General features: G+C 52.4%; 14 protein-coding genes. 7 read left to right on the forward strand and 7 right to left on the reverse strand.

The features are described 5' to 3' along the window. Positions 1-68 precede the first annotated feature (68 nt). The 3 genes from ppsA to CCY01nite_RS16515 form a co-directional block, all read right to left on the reverse strand. Positions 69-2,486, reverse strand: a complete 2,418-nt coding sequence (gene ppsA, locus CCY01nite_RS16505) for a phosphoenolpyruvate synthase (protein ID WP_146864166.1) — start codon at positions 2,484-2,486, stop codon at positions 69-71. A 20-nt stretch (positions 2,487-2,506) separates the two neighbouring features. After that, a complete protein-coding gene (locus CCY01nite_RS16510) occupies positions 2,507-3,559 on the reverse strand; it encodes an AI-2E family transporter (protein ID WP_246129961.1) in 1,053 nt (350 codons plus the stop codon). A gap of 125 nt (positions 3,560-3,684) precedes the next feature. Then, the gene (locus tag CCY01nite_RS16515) at positions 3,685-5,691 is read right to left on the reverse strand and encodes a beta-N-acetylhexosaminidase (protein ID WP_186831097.1); all 2,007 of its coding nucleotides are present in this window, start codon (positions 5,689-5,691) and stop codon (positions 3,685-3,687) included. Positions 5,692-5,986: 295 nt separating this feature from the next. Between CCY01nite_RS16515 and CCY01nite_RS16520 the strand changes: the two genes are divergently transcribed. From CCY01nite_RS16520 to CCY01nite_RS16530, 3 genes are all read left to right on the forward strand, one after another. Beyond that, positions 5,987-6,385: a hypothetical protein gene (locus CCY01nite_RS16520; RefSeq protein ID WP_146864170.1), complete on the forward strand. Its 399-nt coding sequence runs from the start codon at positions 5,987-5,989 to the stop codon at positions 6,383-6,385. A 193-nt stretch (positions 6,386-6,578) separates the two neighbouring features. Further along, positions 6,579-7,376: a hypothetical protein gene (locus CCY01nite_RS16525; protein WP_186831098.1), complete on the forward strand. Its 798-nt coding sequence runs from the start codon at positions 6,579-6,581 to the stop codon at positions 7,374-7,376. 369 nt (positions 7,377-7,745) lie between these two features. Further along, positions 7,746-8,894, forward strand: a complete 1,149-nt coding sequence (locus CCY01nite_RS16530) for a serine hydrolase domain-containing protein (protein ID WP_146864172.1) — start codon at positions 7,746-7,748, stop codon at positions 8,892-8,894. Positions 8,895-8,986: 92 nt separating this feature from the next. On the opposite strand, the gene CCY01nite_RS16535 is transcribed toward CCY01nite_RS16530, so the two are convergent. From CCY01nite_RS16535 to CCY01nite_RS16550, 4 genes are all read right to left on the reverse strand, one after another. Then, on the reverse strand, positions 8,987-10,342 hold the full coding sequence (locus CCY01nite_RS16535) for an MBL fold metallo-hydrolase (RefSeq protein WP_146864173.1): 1,356 nt from the start codon (positions 10,340-10,342) through the stop codon (positions 8,987-8,989). Positions 10,343-10,432: 90 nt separating this feature from the next. Then, positions 10,433-10,915: a DUF6691 family protein gene (locus tag CCY01nite_RS16540; RefSeq protein WP_146864175.1), complete on the reverse strand. Its 483-nt coding sequence runs from the start codon at positions 10,913-10,915 to the stop codon at positions 10,433-10,435. Positions 10,916-10,932: 17 nt separating this feature from the next. After that, positions 10,933-11,505 carry a YeeE/YedE family protein gene (locus tag CCY01nite_RS16545; RefSeq protein WP_186831099.1) on the reverse strand — a complete coding sequence of 191 codons (573 nt, stop codon included), beginning with the start codon at positions 11,503-11,505 and terminating at the stop codon, positions 10,933-10,935. A gap of 61 nt (positions 11,506-11,566) precedes the next feature. Continuing rightward, positions 11,567-12,187 (reverse strand): Crp/Fnr family transcriptional regulator, encoded by a 621-nt coding sequence (locus tag CCY01nite_RS16550; protein WP_246129962.1) that lies wholly within the window; start codon positions 12,185-12,187, stop codon positions 11,567-11,569. 218 nt (positions 12,188-12,405) lie between these two features. Between CCY01nite_RS16550 and CCY01nite_RS16555 the strand changes: the two genes are divergently transcribed. From CCY01nite_RS16555 to CCY01nite_RS16570, 4 genes are all read left to right on the forward strand, one after another. Then, complete coding sequence (locus tag CCY01nite_RS16555; protein WP_146864180.1) at positions 12,406-13,137, forward strand: GntR family transcriptional regulator; 732 nt, start codon at positions 12,406-12,408, stop codon at positions 13,135-13,137. A 76-nt stretch (positions 13,138-13,213) separates the two neighbouring features. After that, on the forward strand, positions 13,214-14,134 hold the full coding sequence (locus CCY01nite_RS16560) for an ROK family protein (RefSeq protein ID WP_186831100.1): 921 nt from the start codon (positions 13,214-13,216) through the stop codon (positions 14,132-14,134). Positions 14,135-14,146: 12 nt separating this feature from the next. Continuing rightward, positions 14,147-15,916: a class I mannose-6-phosphate isomerase gene (locus CCY01nite_RS16565; RefSeq protein ID WP_146864184.1), complete on the forward strand. Its 1,770-nt coding sequence runs from the start codon at positions 14,147-14,149 to the stop codon at positions 15,914-15,916. 61 nt (positions 15,917-15,977) lie between these two features. Continuing rightward, the gene (locus CCY01nite_RS16570; RefSeq protein ID WP_146864185.1) at positions 15,978-18,305 is read left to right on the forward strand and encodes a GH92 family glycosyl hydrolase; all 2,328 of its coding nucleotides are present in this window, start codon (positions 15,978-15,980) and stop codon (positions 18,303-18,305) included. The last annotated feature ends 41 nt before the right edge of the window (positions 18,306-18,346 follow it).

The following is an 18,346-nucleotide window of genomic DNA, read 5'->3' on the forward strand; positions in this document are numbered from 1 at the left end:
ATTTAAAGATGATAGGATAAAATTTATTGTTCGAATTTAGCTTTACAACTTCCCGGAAAAAATGATCCTCATACGGTCCGGGAATGATGGTGATCAGCGTGCCCCGGCTTACCGGCATCCTGCAGATTTTCTTCCGCCTCCCGGATAGTCTTTATGCCTTTTATCAACGCATCGGGGTTGAACGAAATGCTGTTGATGCCCAATGAAACAAGAAACGATGCGTAGCCGGGAATGTCGCTGGGCGCCTGCCCGCAGAACCCTACCGGTACGCCGGCGCGGCCGGCTTCCCGGATCATCTGAGAGATCATGAGCTTGCAGGCGGGGTCTTCTTCCGAATACAAGCCGGCAAGAATGGAAGAATCGCGGTCCACACCCAGCACCAGCTGCGTAAGATCATTGGAGCCGATGGAAAAGCCGTCGAATATCTCCGCAAAACCGGCGGCATTGACGACATTGGAAGGGATCTCCGCCATCACATACACCTCCAGCCCGTTTTCCCGTTGGCTCAGGCCATAAGAACGCATTACTTCCAGTACCTTGCGTCCTTCCTGCACCGTCCGGCAGAAGGGGATCATCACTTTTACGTTCGTAAGTCCCATTTCATCCCGTACTTTTTTTACGGCCTGGCATTCGAGCCCGAAACCTTCCCGGTACAAAGGATGATAATACCGCGATGCGCCGCGGAAGCCAAGCATGGGGTTCTCTTCTTCCGGCTCGAATGTTTTGCCGCCGGTCAGCTGCGCATATTCATTTGTTTTAAAATCGCTCATTCTCACGATCACATTCCGGGGATAAAATGCGGCGGCCACCATGGCAATGCCTGAAGACAGCCTGTCAATAAAGTATTGCTTTTTATCGCGGTAGCCCTGTGTCAATATTTCTATCTGGCGGCGCGCGGCATCGTCTTCCAGCACGTCAAAGTTTACCAGGGCCATGGGATGCACCTTCACGGTATGCGTGATAATGAATTCCATTCGCAGCAAGCCTACACCGTCACCGGGTCCGGCGGCGAGTCTGAATGCCTGGTCCGGGTCGCTCAGTATAAGTGTTACTTCGGTGCCGTCCGGCATCATCAGGCCGTTTCCCGCTTTACTGAGCACTTCGAAGGAAATCTTGCCCGGATATACAAAACCGGTTTTACCCTCGCTGCAGGATATGGTGACGGCGCTGCCGTCCCTGATGGCGGCGGTGGCGTTGCCGGTGCCAACAATGGCAGGAATGCCCGTTTCACGCGCAACAATAGCAGCGTGGCTCGTTCTGCCCCCGGAGTCGGTCACAATACCGCCTGCTTTTTTCAGCAGCGGGTCCCAGTCCGGCGTAGTGTTCGCGGTAATGATAATATCGCCTGGCTGCAGGGTTTCCGCTTCCAGCGGTGAATGAAGCAGGCGCGCGATGCCGGCTGCAATACCGTTGCCAACAGCTTCGCCTTTTACGATGGCTTCCGCGCGTTCCAGCAAGCGGTAATCTTTTTCCTCACTTTTATCCGCACGGGAATGCACCGTTTCCGGGCGAGCCTGAAGGATATAGATATCACCGGCGGAACCGTCTTTTGCCCATTCAATGTCCATCGGGCAGCGGTAATGCGTTTCAATGGCCAGCGACCAGTTGGCCAGCATGGTTATTTCCCCGCTTTCGAGAACGGGTGTCATCCTTTTGTCTTCCGGTGTATCCACGCGTTCAAGTGCCGGGCTGTCTTTCGCATAACGGAGGATGGTTTCTTTTCTACCCGTTTTCTGCATGATGATGGCTTGTTTACCCATCCGGAGCGAGGGTTTGAACACATAATATTCATCCGGTTCTACAGTGCCCTGCACAATATTTTCGCCGAGGCCCCAAACACCGGTGATCAGTATGATATTCCCGCAGCCGCTTTCAGGTTCGAGGGTAAAGCAGACGCCGGAGCAACCGGTGTCCGCTGCTACCATTTTTTGAACACCCACGGAGATGGCCACCGCAGCATGTCCGATCTTTCGTTCTTCCCGGTATTTAATTGCCCTGTCAGTAAACAAAGAGGCATAGCATTGTACAACAGCATGCAGCAGATCCTTTATGCCGGTAATGTGGAGAAAGGAATCGTGCTGGCCGGCAAAACTGGCGTCGGGCATATCCTCGGCGGTGGCGCTGCTGCGTACCGCTACAGACAGTGGCGTACCGGCGGACAGCTTTACATATGCCTGCACGATCTGTGCGGTAACAGGCTCCGGCAACCTGCCTTCCAGTATCCTTGAACGGATCGCGGCGCCGGTTTCATGCAGGTTCGCGTAGTTCTCACGGTCCAGCTGATCCAGCAGGTTAAAACAGTCCCGCAGCTTGTTGGCATCCATGAAATCCCTGAATGCCGCTGTTGTAACAGCAAAACCTTCAGGAACGCGGATACCGGTACGGGACATGGCTACGGTCATTTCACCGAGGGACGCATTTTTGCCTCCTACCTCCGGAACATCTGCAAGCCTGATGTTGGAGAAATCCATGATATAATTTTCCATGATAATGAATTGACGGTGTATCAAATCGGAGGGTTCCGGGATAGCAGCATCCGGAGGCCCTTCCAGTCATTCATATGGTCTGCCACGATCTTGAGTATGGCTACAAAGGGAATGAACAGCACCATGCCTGCCATACCCCAGATAATGCTCCCCGCGAGAATGGCTACCAGCGTTGCCCATGTACTGACGTTCAGTTGTACCGCTACCACTTTCGGAAAAATAACATTCGCTTCCAGGTATTGCACAAAAGAGAATACGCCGATCACTCCAAGCGGATACCAGATGGACTCATGGGTGGCCCAGGCGGCGGAAACCGGTAACATCGCACTGATGATGATGCCGAAATAGGGTATAATGGTCATGATCGCGGTAAGCATGCCGAATAATATGGCGTGAGGGATGCCCAGCGCCATCAATCCAAGGCTGTTCAATATGCCCACGATGATATATACCATGATCATTCCTTTGATATACCTGAAATAGGTGCCGATCACCTGTTGTATTATCTGTTCCAGCCGGCCTTCATACCGGGGGCCGAAAAACTGCCGGAGGAACCTGACGAACACCTGGCGGTGATAAAGGAATAAAGCCGCAAAAACGGGGATCATGAACAGCATGAACAAGGTATTGGCCGATACATTCACCATGCCTCTCAGCGCCGGGGCCAGAAAACTGACGAGGTTGCCGGCATGGTTCTGAAGCCATCCATCCTGTACTTCCGTTGTCAACTGGAAATTTTTCGCCAGCCACAGCTGGACTTGCCGGAAGACCTCTTCCAGCTTATGCGCGACCATTGGCCAATCCCGTATAAAGGTCCGCATCTGCCAGAGCAGGAGACCGATCAAAGCTGCAAAAATGACGGCAACAATGGTGATGCAAAAGGTGACGGAAATGATCTTTGTTACGCCTTTATTTTCCAGGCGCCGGGCTATGGGGTACATGACCATGGCGATCAGCAGGCCCATGAAAAGCGGAATGAAGAGCGTTTTCCCGAAATATAAGGCAGCGCTGCCCAGCACGGCGATCTGCAGATATTTGAGAACGTTTGTAATATTTCGGGTGGATGATATCATGGTGTTGATATAACTTGACAACCCGAATTTCTGATGGATACAATGAAAAAAGAATGATGGTGGTGACGGGTGGGGATGATGTACGTCATTGAAAGGCGAATCCGGCGGGAGCGGCCGGTGTTATTTTATTTTCCTGCCTTTCCCGGCTGAAACCTGATCTCGTCCGCATACCAGTTGATTCCCTTCCCGCGGCGCACCGGTATCACTGTAAACATCCATTTGGGTGGTACCTGCCAGTCCAGGTCAGGATCGAAGGCGCTCATCGGAAGTTTCACCAGCACGGTATTCCATCCCTTTTGAACTTTCACGGCGCGGGGCGGGCGGTAGTAAAATCCTTCATCGGTCATGGGCTCTTCCAGCCTGCCGGAGGAACGGCCGGGGTGCGCCCATTGCGGAGGCGCTATCACTTCCCCGTTGATCCATAACCTGCTTTTCATATAATCCCATTCGCCTTTGGGTGGCGTGGCATCGGCGCCTGAGCGGGAAAGATCTTTAAAGTTCAGCCACATTTGCATCACCGCATCAGCATCGCTCCAGAACCGCGTATAGGCATACCAGGTAGTGTTTTCTTCCGGCGTCGGAAGCCAGGCTTTAACGGGAGGGCCATGCGTATGCCACAACCATACTGTGCCACCGGTGGCCTGTACGGCAGGGGTGGAGTCCTGCGGCGAGGCGGTTTTCATTTCCGGCCAGTAGGATGCGCTTAGATCGCCGTTGTTATCGAAAGGGCCAAATAAATTCCATTTGATATGGGTTTGTTTCACATAAACAAACGGCAGCGTGGTAAAATATTTCCGTTTATGGTCTGTTAACCGTTTTTCGAATTGCGTAAATGCCTGCGCCCTGTCCGCCGAATCGGGACCTATGCTGAATACCACGCCGGGATAGCCTTCGCCTCTCCAGCTGCGTTCGGAAAAAGCCAGCATAGCAGGGTAAACAGGGTTCATGGTGATGAGGTCGGATTCCTGCCGTACTTTCCGGTCGTTCCACAGGCAAAATTCCGCGCCCAGTAAGCTGGAATCACCATAGGACTTTCCGCCCATCTGCCGGTTAAAAATGGTCACCACGCTGTTGAGCGGGTCAAAGTCGCTGATGTACAGGAAGCGGGAATCTATATACCGGGTGCCGCCTTTAACGTCTTCCGGCTTCCATAGCTGGTGGATCGTGCGATCGTCGTAATTGCCGCCGGGCGCCCATCCCACCACTTCCTTTTTATATTCCCGGATGATCCTTGTGATCTCCGGCAGGAACTGTTCGTTCGTTATTTTCACCTCGTCAGCGCCAATGTGCAGATAAGAGATGTCATAAGTGCTGCACACCTCGCGGATGATATCTGTTATGATGCCTACACCCCGCGGGCTTTGCATATCCACTCCCATGGCACGGGTGAATGCTTTGCTGTGCCCCGGCATATCTATTTCCGGCACCAGCATAATATACCTGTCCTTACAATACCGGATCAGCTCCTTCATCTGATCGATACCGTAAAATGATCCCTTATTGCGTAACATGTTTTTCGCCGCCGTCAGCTGCGGGTATTTTTTTATCTGCAACCGCCAGGCAACATCTTCCGTCAGGTGAAAGTGAAAAACATTCAGCTTGTAGCGGGCCATGATGTCTATCTGCTGCTTTAGCAGGGCAGGGGACTGGTAATTCCGGCCTACATCCACCATATATCCCCGCCATGCGAATGCAGGATAATCGGTAATGCGGCAGCCTTGCACAAATCCGTTACCGTCCGTCAGCTGGGAGAGTGTTTGCAGTCCGTTGAATATGCCGTGAGGAGTGTTGGCGGTGAGGATGATGGCGTTGCGGCTGACTTCCAGCCGGTAAGCTTCCGCGGCCAATCTGCCTGCCTTTACCGTATCCAGTTTTAGTGTGATGGAAAGCTTTTCCGCTGCGCTGGCCTCAACAATGCTTACAGTATGCGCCTTTTCAGCGATCATCTGTTGCAGGTGTACCGCTTCTTTTTTTAACGAAGGATGTGTTATGACGATAGCCCTGCATTTTTCCAGTGCAAACTGATCCGTGTTCCATTGTAACGATTGTGGTAATGGAATGACAGATGGCCGTTGGGCATTTGCGCAGACGGTGCTGAAACAGAGCAGTGCGGCCAGTAGGGTGCTTTTCATGTTCATACGATAGTACATTTTTGTACCTGTTTTCAAAAGGAGAATACTTTCCGATACAGAACGAACAAGCGCCCATAACTAGTCGTGCAAAATTCGTTTATCGAATATAAAAATACATAAACGTGACATTTTAGGAGAAGTTCTTTTGTTTATATTCGAAATAGTTTGTACTTAAAATCCCACTATTTCCATGAAGAAAATTTTATCATAATGATACCCAATTATCCCGGTAGTTTTGGCGCGAGTGGACATGTGAATGCAGTTTATTTTTGAGAACTTCACTAATTTTTAAAAAATGCGATATTTTAAACTGGTCTTATTGGCAATATGTTTTTTTTATGGGTGTGCCTCTCAAAAGCGCCAGCCACAGAAGGAAGTATGGACGGACACGTACAAAAACATAGTAGCTATTTCCGCTATTAAACAATCGAAGCCACAAGTCGATTCTAATGATGTTTCGCCGGCAATAAATTTCGACTTGATCGGGCACGATGATTTTGCAAAAGAGGCAGATAGCGTAGGGAAGGCATTTTATCAAAGTATTCTTCCGCCAACTGTGTACAGGGAAGAAGGCTTAAAGGCAGTCTTAAATCGAACTTTGTTGTATTATAAAAGCAAGGAGCTCGATAGGCTCGCTAAGTCCGCTTATAAACGCTATAAAGAAGTTCAAAAGAGAAATCAGAAAGACAATTAAGGTTCCAAACGTACACCACTTATACTTCCTGCAAGGCAGCCTTACAGGAAGTATAAGGCATTTATCACAACCGCGGCTCATTCTCAGATCAAATCTCCAACTGCATAAAAGTATTTTTTATCCCTCGTTGATAGGAGGTCTGGTAACGTTCTTTTATTTGTGTTATATTTACAATAACCAAAACAATCGCTTTATGGCTACGCAAACATCTTTGTTCACCTTCACGGGGAAAGCCGCCAACATGATCGGCTATTACCGCGATGGTAAACATTATTTCCGCAGCATGCCGGCCTCCGTCCGGCAGACCAAAGCCACTAAACGCGCCGCCCTGCGCTTCGGTGCAGCCAGCAAAAAAGGGCGCCTCATCCGCAGCGCTTTCGCTGATGCGCTGGATATTCCTTACGACGGCAGTCATATCAACCGGCTGAACAGGCTGCTGATCAAAGCCGGCAGGGAGAACAACGCCGCGCTGGCGGGCTTCCGGTTTAATCAGCACACGGGAACAGACCGGTTCTTCTGCATGGACCCCACACTCTCTGAAGACGGCGTATTGCATATTCCCGCGCAGGAGCTGCCGCAGTTCAAAGGTATCACCGCGTTTGAAGTAAAAGTGATCGCCACCCGCATCAGTTTTACAGAGCGCCGCGTAGTACGTACAGATACTGCCATGATCATGCTCAACACCCGCGAATCTTTCGCAGGTGCCGCACTGGATGTGGATGTACCGGGCAAGGGCACATTAATAGTGACTTTGCAGGTAAGAGGCATGAACGGCAACGCTCCCTCCAATAACAGGAAATACCTTGCGGCAGACATCATCGCCGTAAGAGAACCGGAAACAGCACAGGTCTTTCACAAGCCCTCACACGGGCAGCAGACCGCTTTACAGCAACGGTTACAAGCAATACTGGATGCATCAACCCCAATGCAGGCACGGCAAGAGCAGCAATCACAAGCGAATCATCCCCGGCATGTTATCCAAAGGGAATAGGTCTTCACCCGGCCAGAGCGCAATATTTTGGTGAACATCCGTTGAACGTTACAACCCACACCTTCACAAAAACATCGAAACCTCCATCTTTTCCTGCAATCTCCATCTTGCGGGAAGATTCTCCATGCCCTGGAAACACTGTCCCCCGCATTCTTCTACTGCAAATCAAAACCGTATCATCACCACATCAAGTCCACCTTGCCTTCAGCGATCTTTCGGTGTTCCCATACTGATCCCATACCGCCGCAGCATGGTAGCAGCAGAAAGAAAGATACGTTAACCCAAACCCCCGTTCCGTTAAAACCATCAGCGCCTGCGTCCCCGGCCACACTACCTTGCACGCATAAACCTCAAAAAAATCTAACGAAAATGAAAACTATGATCAAAACAGCCGCTATCGGGCTGGCCCTCACCGGAGCAGTTATTTCCGGTTGTAAAAAAATCGATGATTTTGTAAACAAAGGCTTCGACGCCGAACTGTTCCGCAAAAACCTCAAAGCTGCCTGCGACGGCAAAACGGTCGGTTATTCTTTTGCGATCAGCCAGAACGGCAAGATCGTGAAATACGATTTCGGTGGTGAAGCCCGCAACCCCAAAGACGGAGAAGTAGACTACGAGATACTGACCCGCCAGGGCACCGGCAGCTGTTCAAAAACGATCACCGCCTTCGCGATCCTGCAGGCGCTGGAAGACAAAGGCCAGAATGAAAAAGCACGCCTCGTTGACCTGTTGCCTGCATGGTGGAACATCCCTGAAGAGAACAATCCGCTGACTGTGGCTCTGTTGCTACAGCATTACGCCGGCCTTCAGCACGTAGGCGATGGCGATTACCAGGCCATACGCGCCACCATGCAGCAGCCCACAACAGGCTACGGCAAAGCCGCTTACGTTTACCGCAATGGCAACTATTCAATTTGCCGTGTACTGCTCTATTGCATCGTTAACGGCACCAAGGGCCTGGAAGGTCTGAGCGATGCGGCGGCGGACGAGGTGGTATCGCAATTCCACCGCACCTACGTACGTGAAAAGATCTTCAAGAAGGCGGGCATCCCGGACTGGTCAAAGATCAACGTAGGCCCCTGGAACGAATCCGGTACGATCACTCCGAAGAACATGGACAGAAGGATGACGCTCTATTACAATTTCAAACAACCCGGTCTGTCCGGCATCACAACCTACACCACTTACCTGGAAGCCGGTCCCGGTGGCTGGTACATGAACAGCCCCGAAATGGCAGCCGTGCTGGCGGCAGGAGAGGAAGGCAAGCTGGTGAGCGATACGATGATGAAAAAGATGAAAGAAGATTTTATGGGTTACGACAGAACGATCACCGGCAAACATGGTGCTTACTATTACAAAAACGGCGTGTGGGCTGATAGCCTGACGAGGGGCGTGTATACCGTAGTAATGCATTTCCCCAATAACGTACAGGTAGCATGGCACAGCAATGCCCGCAATACAAACCTGGGATCACCCGAAGCGCTGATCAAAAATGCGTATGACGACGCATGGCGCTGATGACAGTTATGGGAGGGGCTGCCATCGAGTTACTTTTGAGGCGGCCCCTTTAACTTTATATCCGTACCATGAAATGCTGGAAGGCTCTTGATTTAAACCTGTTGCACCGGCAGGGTAAATTCTTTCACTGTTTCCCCCAGATCATATACGCTGGTTTTGCCGCGCAACACTTCCGCCATGATGCTGCTTCCGGCAGCGCTGCGGTAGCCTCCCGCACAATGCACGACCACCGGTTTTTCTTCTGGTACTTCGCCTGCTCTTTCCTTGAGCTCATGGAGCGGGATGTGCAATGCATCCCTGAACACAGGCATGGCAGCTACTTCAGCCGCATTGCGGATGTCGAGGATCGTATAAGCAGCCTCGTTCAGTTTGAAATCCGCGATATCCAGCTGTTCCATTTTAACCGGGCCTTCCTTTAGTACAAATGCCCCTTTTATGAACGGCTCGTACCCGATCTTCGCAACCCGTGCGGCAAGCACGGAAAATTTTTCCGGATTTTCAGCAACGAGATAAAAGGTTTCACCGGGTTTCACCAGTGTTCCCAGCCAGGTTTCAAAGGCATTGCCTTCCTGCAGGTTAACCGACCCCGGCAGGGCGCCACTTTTGAAAATACCGGCAGGCCGCGCGTCGATAATGAGCGCACCCGGCTCCGGCACAACAGGCGTACTGGAAGTGCTGACCTTCGCGAGCGCATCTTGCAGGGTATCGGCACCTTTCCGGTTTACCTCCACATCATATCCGAAATAAGGAGGAATAAACGGCTGGTCGCTGATCAGTGCTGCAATAAACTGATCTTCCGTCATCTCTTGCAATGACCAGTTGGAACGCTTTTCATCGCCTATGGTGCTGCTGCTTTCCTGGCTGAGGGATTTCCCGCAAAGGGAGCCTGCGCCATGTGCGGGGTATACTTTCACGGCATCGTTCAGCGTGCCCAGCTTGTTGCGGAGCGAATGATACATTTGCCTGGCGAGCACCTCACGTGCCGCCATGATGCTTCCCGCATGCTCACGCAGGTCCGGGCGGCCGCAATCGCCCACGAACAGTGTATCGCCGGTAAACACCGCTTTGTCCGTTCCTTCATGCTCCAGTACGATGCTGATGCTGTCAGGAGAATGCCCCGGCGTATTCAGCGCCCTTAGTTTCACTTTTCCCAGTACGATCTCGTCCCCATCGTCAAAACCCGTATGCGGATAATACGCGCCCAGCAGCCGGGAACAGTAAACCGTGGCGCCGGTATGGCGGTGCAGTTCAAGGTGGCTGCTTACAAAGTCGGCATGCGGATGCGTTTCTATCACGCCTGTTATCCTGGCGTTGTGATTCCGCGCAAACTCCAGATAAGGCGTTATGTCCCGGGCGGGATCGATCAATATTATTTCCGATACGCTTTCATCAAGAACCGCGTAGGAATAATGCGCCAGCGGCCGGTCTTCGAATTGCTGTATTTTCATTATCTGATCATTTTAATCTGTATGCAAATTAGTACGATGATGGGAGGGAAACGGTGACCTCAGTCACCAAAAGCGGTGATGATTGTTTCATCAATGCGGCAGTTTTTCACGGTACCGGCCGTATACCCAGGTACCCGTAACCGCGCTCAGCAAAGTGACAGTTACCACGGTGGCGCCTGTGCCTATCTGGGCAAACAGCGGGCCGGGGCAGGCGCCGGTCAGCGCCCAGCCCAAACCGAATAGCAAACCGCCGAAGACCTGCCCTCTATGAAATTTTTTCTTTTGAAAAGTGATCTGTTCCCCGTTCATGGCCCGCCATCTGAATTTTTTGATCAACCAGACGGACAGCATGCCTGTAAGCACCGCGCTGCCGATTACGCCGTACATGTGGAAAGATTGGAACCGGAACATTTCCTGGATGCGGTACCAGCTGATAATTTCCGCTTTTACGAATACGATCCCGAACAGGAGGCCAACCAATGCATATCTGAACAAATAATACCATTTTTGTCCGGACCATTTTTCTGTGAGGCCCGCATAAACCGGTACAGGTATTTTCTGATGCTTCATCATATTTTCAGCAGTTTTTTTTAAAGAGAAAGAATAAGCGGCAGCAGCCAGTTCGTCATCAGCAGCCCGCCCGCCATGAAGCAGCAGGTCGCCACCAGCGAAGGCCATTGAAGCGTTGACAGGCCCATAATGGCATGCCCGCTTGTACAGCCTCCGGCATACCTGGCCCCGAAGCCCACCAGGAAGCCTCCGCCCGCTATTATTAGCAACCCCCGAAAACTGAAAAGCGATTGCCAGCTGAACAGGTCTTCCGGCATCAGCCCGCCGGTACCAATCCCGTAGCCAGCCAGTTCTTTGACCAGCGCAGGGTTCACCTCTACGGCGCCGGGAGCAGTTAGCCAGAAGGCTGATACAATGCCGCCCAGGAATATTCCCGCTACAAAGAACAGGTTCCAGGCTTCGCTTTTCCAGTCGTAATTAAAAAATGGAATTCGCGGAGAACAGGCCGCGCACATATGCCGGAGGGAAGAGCTGATGCCAAAGGATTTGTTGCCGAGCAGCAACAGGGCCGGCATCGTAAGACCTATTAAGGGGCCAGCCACATACCAGGGCCAGGGCTGCAGCAAAGCCGCAGCCAGATAACCAATGATCATTGCATGGATGTTTTAATAATGCAAAACTCATCCATGCCGCGGCCAAAATTGGTGACTTTGGTTACACAGGGAAATTTATTTCCACTGCATTGCGGTGAAGGCTTACCAGGCCCCGCTGCTCCATCTTTTTCAGCAGCCGGGAAACAACTTCGCGGGAAGAATTAAGATCGGTGGCTATTTCCTGGTGGGTCAGTTGTAATATGCTGTTGCCAAGCTTTGCAGATTGTTTGGCAAGGTAAAGCTGCAAACGTTCGTCCATACTGTGAAATGCTATGCTGTCCAGTACTTCCAGCAATTCCTCGAAACGGCTCCGGTAAGATTCTACCACAAAGCGGTACCAGCTTTTGTATTCACGCATCAGGTTTTCCATTTCCTCAATGGGCAGCATAACAACAACGGCATCGGTTTCCGCTTTTCCCATCACTTTGCTTTCCTTTGCGGACGCCGCGCAGATCATGGACAATGCGCAGGCGCTGCCTGGTTCAAGATCATACATGAATATTTCTCCTTCCGTTTCTCCTTCACGGTATACCCGTATGCGGCCTTCCGCCACCAGCATCGTATACTTCAGGAACTGCCCGCTGCGCATGAGTGTTTCGCCCGCGGGCACTTCACGGAGCATGCCGGTACGGGCGATGGCTTCGCGCAGGGAAGGTTCCAGGTCGGGGAAATGCAATTTCATATATCCGGCTATATCCGTTGTTTGCATGGGTTTAACGAATTTGCCCAAAAGTATGAAAAAAGGATGTCCAGGCAGCAACCACGCGCATTCTGCAAGCGGCCCCGGCTCCGTTATCCTTATAGATAACTTCTTTTCTTATGGGTACGCAGGCATCCAAAAAAAAGAATTAACAGAAATTTGTTTTTCTCCAAAACTTTAGTATGTTTGAACATTCATACATGAGTTTGAAGATAGACCATAAAAGCAAATTACCGCTCCACATACAGGTGGAAGAACTGCTGCGGGACCTGATCAGCCAGCCGGAATATCAGAACGGCTCCTTCCTGCCGAAGGAAGTGGAGCTGGCCAACCGGCTCGGCGTTTCCAGGAACACCATCAGGCAGGCCACCAACAAGCTGGAATACGAAGGTTTGCTCGCCCGGAAAAAGGGTGTGGGCACAAAAGTGGCGCAACGGCAGCTTTCCACCAGCCTGCAGGACTGGCAAAGCTTCACCAAGGAGATGTCCAAACGCGGTATCATCACCTCCAACCTGTTGCTGACGCTGGAAAAAGTAAAAGCCGATGAAAAGCTCGCCGGCTTTTTCAATATTGCGCTCAACACGCCCGTCTGCAAACTCAGTAAACTCAAAGGCGTAAACGGCGAACCGATCGTTTACTTCGAAAGTTACTTCCATCCACGTATCACCCTTACAGCAAATGACGACCTGAACCGGCCGTTGTATCAATTGTTGTCCGAAAAATTCGATATCGTTGTCGTGCGTTCCAGCGAACATATCAGTGCGCTGATGGCCGGCAATGTGGCTAAAAAGCTGCAGGTAGACCCTAAGTGCCCCGTGCTCTTCAGGGAACGCTTCGTGTACGATCCGGGCGACAGACCAGTGGAATACAATGTCGGCTTCTACAGGTCCGACAAATTCACTTATTCGATTGAAATCAGATCAGAAAGCTGATCCGTTATGACCTCCTTTTTTTGCTCCACGCAGGAAAAGGAGAATTTTTTTCTTCATTCTTAATATGTTCAAACATATGAACAATAATTATGTGATCGGTGCGGATATTGGTGGTTCCCACATTACGGCGGCTTTGGTAGATCTTGCCAATGGCGCGGTAGTCGATGAATCCAAGTACAAGGAACCCGTGAATGCCGGCGCCGGCGCAGAAGATATCCTTTCCCGGTGGACGGCCGCTATCGAGCATGTGCTCTCCGCCGCCAACAAGGAAGTGGCCGCCATCGGCATCGCCATGCCGGGGCCTTTCGATTATCCCGGTGGCATATCGCTGATCAAAGGTGTCGCCAAATACGAATCTCTTTATGGGCTTAATATCCGCACGGCACTGGAAGCGTCCCTGCAGTTTGAGAAAGGCATCTATTTCGAAAACGATGCCTCCTGTTTCGCCCTCGGCGAAGCCTGGGCGGGAGAAGGCGCCGGCTGCAGCCGGATGGTGGCGGTTACGCTGGGTACCGGTCTTGGCGGAACTTTCCTGCGGGATAACATCATCGTTCACGAAGGAAAAGGCGTGCCGCCGGAAGGATACATCTATCATCTGCCTTACCGCTCCGGCATTGCGGAAGATTATATCTCCTCCCGCTGGCTGCTGAACGAATATCAACAGCGCACCGGGCAGCGCCTGAGCGAAGTGAAAAGCATCGGGGAGCTGGCGGAGAAGGAGGATGCCACGGCATTGGCGCTGTTCACGGAACTGGGCCACGCTTTAGGCGAAGTATTATCTCCCTGGCTGCGGGATTTTGAAGCGGAGCGGCTGGTGATCGGCGGCAATATCCGCAAGGCACACCCTTACTTCCTGCCCGCACTGCAGGCTAGTCTGCGGAAAAACAGCATACAGACAAGCGTGCATATTTCCGGCCGCGGTGAAAACTCCGCGCTGTCCGGCGCCGCGTGGTTATGCAAATCCATACTCGGTCACGACAATAACAATGCGCGATAGAAAATGAACACTATGATGAATTGGAGAAAAACAACCCAACCCCTGCTGCCGGCTACAACGGCAGAAAAACAGCTTCCCCCGGCGGGTACGTACGACATGTACCCTTTCGCCCGGCTGGAAGCAGGCAGGATCCGGAGCGGATATGCCAGCCTTGCTGACTGGATGACCGGCCGTAATGTTATTTTGATTGACGGATATATCGGTAACGACTGGGAGTATATGGGCAGCTCCCTCGAGCGGGAGCTGACGGCTGCCGGCGTAGCCGTGAACCTCGTATACACCTCCACACTCATGAAATCTTCCGGTGAAATAGAAACGCTGGTAGCGCCTTTCCTCGGGGAGAAAGGAACGGTATGGGGGAGAAGGGCTTCCATTACTTTAAAAGACTTTTTCGATAACGAAAAATTACAAAATATACAGCCCGCCGCTGAAGGCATCACCCTTGTTATTGGCGTGGGCGCGGCACTCGCGGCGCTGCAGGCGCCGGTGGTGTATGTGGATCTTCCCAAGAACGAATTGCAATACCGCATGCGCGCCCGTACGGCCAACAACCTCGGCAAGCAGCATTGGGACGATAACCAGGAAACCTACAAGCGTTTCTACTTCGTTGACTGGGTGCTGCTCAATGCGCACAAGCAGCAGATACTGTCCCGCATCGAAGTGATCGCGGACGGTCAGTGGAAAGAAAAGATCAGCTGGGCCAGTCACGCCCACATCAGCGAAGGGCTGCAATACCTCTCCCGCAACGCTTTCCGCGTACGACCCTGGTTCGAGGCCGGCGCATGGGGCGGTGACTGGATGAAGGAAAAAATTCCCGGCCTCAACAAGGAAGAAGTGAACTATGCCTGGTCTTTTGAAATGATCGTTCCGGAAAACGGGCTGGTGTTTGAAAGCGATGGCAACCTGCTCGAAATAGCTTTCGACTGGCTGATGATGGAGCATTCAAAGGAAGTGCTCGGACAGGATCAGCAACGCTTCGGCATTGATTTTCCCATCCGCTTCGATTTCCTGGACACCTTCGATGGCGGTAACCTCTCCATCCAGTGCCACCCCCGTGTGCAGTACATACAGGAGCAGTTCGGTGAAACCATCACGCAGGACGAAACCTATTACATGCTGGATTGCAAAAAGGGCGCAAAGGTATACCTGGGCTTCCAGGACGATATCGATCCCGCCGCTTTCCGCCAGGCGCTGGAAGAAAGCGTAGCCGCTAACCAGGCGATCGACATTGAAAAGTATGTGCAGGTGCATGAGGCGAACAAACACGACTTTTTCCTGATCCCCAACGGCACGGTGCACAGCTCCGGGAAAGACAACCTGGTGCTGGAAGTCAGCGCCACGCCCTACATCTTCACCTTTAAAATGTACGACTGGGTGCGGCTGGACCTCAACGGCAAGCCAAGGCCCATCAACATCGATCACGCTTTCAAAAACCTCGACTTCAGCCGCAAAGGCGCGAAGGTAAAGGAAGAGCTGATCTCGAAACAGCAGGTGATAGATAAGGGAGCAGACTGGCAACTGGTGCACGCACCTACCCACGCGGAACATTTTTATGATCTGCACCGGATAGAATTTGCCAGCAGCGTTAAGGTGGAAACCGGCAACAAATGCCATGTGCTGATGCTGGTGGAAGGCCAATCCATACTCGTAGAAACCGCCAATGGATTCCGGCAGCGGTACAGCTACGCGGAAACATTTGCGATACCTGCCGCGGCAGGGTCTTACAGGATCATCAACGAAGGCGATGCTACCGCGAAGGTGGTAAAGGCTTTTGTAAAATAAAACGGAACAGTCCGGGGTATATATATACTCCGGACTTTCATCATCACAAAACAATTAAGGTATGAGAAAGGTAAATTGGATGCTCTGGTTGTTGCTGCTGGTTACAGTATCTCATCTCAGTGCGCAGGAAAGGAAAGATCTCGTCAGTTATGTAGATCCGCTGATCGGTACGGCGCATTGCCGCTGGTTCCATTTTGCGCCCGGCGCATCGCCATTCGGTATGGCAAAGCCGGGCCCGTCCACCAACGGGCATTATGGAAACCCCAACGGCTGGGAAGCCGTGGGATACGACTACAGGCACACCTCCATTGAAGGGTTCCCCAATTTCCACGAGTTCCAGGTAGGCGGCGTTTCACTGATGCCCACGAAAGGACAGCTCATTACCATCCCCGGCAAGCTGGAAGACTCTTTATCCGGCTACCGCTCCGCTTTTGACCGCGCGGACGAACATGCCACCGCGGGCTATTATTCCGTATTACTCAAACGTTACGGCATCAAGGCGGAAGTAACCTCCACCGAGCGCGTGGCCTTTCAACGCTTTACCTTTCCCGCCGGCGAAGATGCCCATATCCTTTTCGATATCGGCAACAAGCAGGGCGAAAGCGGCGAAGTGAAAGATGCGCGCGTTTACCTCACGCCCGACGGCCGCATTGAAGGCTACGTGATCACCCTGCCCGAGTACGTGCAGAAGTATCAGCGCGGCGCAGAGGTAGCCATGTACTTTTCCGCGGAGGTAGACAAAAAGCCCGCCTCCTTCGGTACGTTCTGCGGTGAAACGCAGAACGCCGGGGAAACAGCGATCAGCGGAAAAGGAGCGGGGCTGTACCTGACCTTTGCCACCAAAGACCGGGAAGCCGTTACCGTGCGCCTCGGCCTTTCCTATACCTCCATCAAAAATGCCCGCCTCAACCTGCAGGCAGAAGCCATTTCCCTGAACTTTGATCAGGCGCAGCAGCAGGCCCGCAAAAAATGGAACGACTACCTCGGCCGCATCACCGTAACCGGTGGCGCGGAAGCTGACCATGTGAAATTCTACACCGGCCTGTATCACGCGGTGCTGGGCCGCGGCCTCGCCAGCGATGTGAACGGCGCTTATCCGAAAAACACCGGCGGCGTGGGGCAGATCCCCCTGAACGCACAAGGTGTTCCCTTACATAACCATTACAACACAGACGCCGTATGGGGCGCTTTCTGGAACCTGACGCCCCTCTGGGCGCTGGCCTATCCCGAATATTATTCCGACTTCGTCAGCAGCCAGCTGCTGGTATACAACGACGCCGGCTGGCTGGGTGATGGCATTGCCTCCAGCAAATATGTGTCCGGCGTAGGCACCAACTTCGTGAGCCTCGTGATGGCGGGCGCGTATAACTACGGCATCCGTGATTTTGACGTGGCCAAAGCGTACGCCGCATCGCTGAAGAACGAGATCGGTTATGAAAACCGGCCGGAAGGTGCGGGTAAAGACGATGTGGAGCGCTTCCGGAAATACGGCTATGTGGACCATATCGATCCGGCTCCCGGCCAGTGGTGCTTCTCCGGCTCGCACACGCTGGAATATTCCTTCAGCGCTTTTGCCGTGGCCCAATGGGCAAAGAAGCTCGGGAAGAAAAGCGATTACGCCACTTTGCTGAAGCTCTCGAAAAGCTGGGAAAATATCTTTGACCCGTCAACAAAATATATGCGTCCCCGTTACGCCGACGGCCGCTTCGCAGACAATTTCAAACCCACCGAGCCCTGGCGCGGCTTCCAGGAAGGGAATGCGGGGCAGTACTCTTTTTACGTACCGCACGACCCGCAGGGCCTGATCAAAAAAATGGGCAAGGCGGAATTCAACAAGCGGCTGGACAGCATCTTCACCGCGGCGCAAAAAACAACTTTCGGCGGCGGTACTACCATCGATGCTTTCTCCGGCCTCAGCGCTCCTTACAACCACGGCAACCAGCCCTGCCTGCAGATGTCCTGGATGTTCAACTACTCCGGCAAACCGCATCTTACCCAGAAGTGGGTGAGGGCCATCTGCAACGAGTTCTACGGCACCGAGGGCATTCATGGGTACGGTTACGGGCAGGATGAAGACCAGGGTCAGCTGGGCGCATGGTACGTGCTGAGCGCCATCGGCCTCTTCGATGTACAGGGCGGCGCGGCAGCCAAACCGGAAATGCAGATCGGCTCCTCCCTGTTCAACAAGGTGGAGATCAAACTGAATAAAAAATATTACAAGGGCGACAAGATAGCGATCGTAACGCGCAATAACGGCGCGGAGAATATCTATCTGCACCGGCCCACATTCAACGGTAAAAAACTGCGGCGCAACGCCATTCCCTTCGAACTGCTGACGCAGGGAGGAACGCTGGAGTATGAACTGTCAGACAAACCCGCTGCGTTTTAATGCTGTGGGCTTTATATAAAAATCATTCCACTCTGATCAAA

Source organism: Chitinophaga cymbidii (genome assembly GCF_007992715.1).
Classification (GTDB): Bacteria; Bacteroidota; Bacteroidia; order Chitinophagales; family Chitinophagaceae; genus Chitinophaga; species Chitinophaga cymbidii.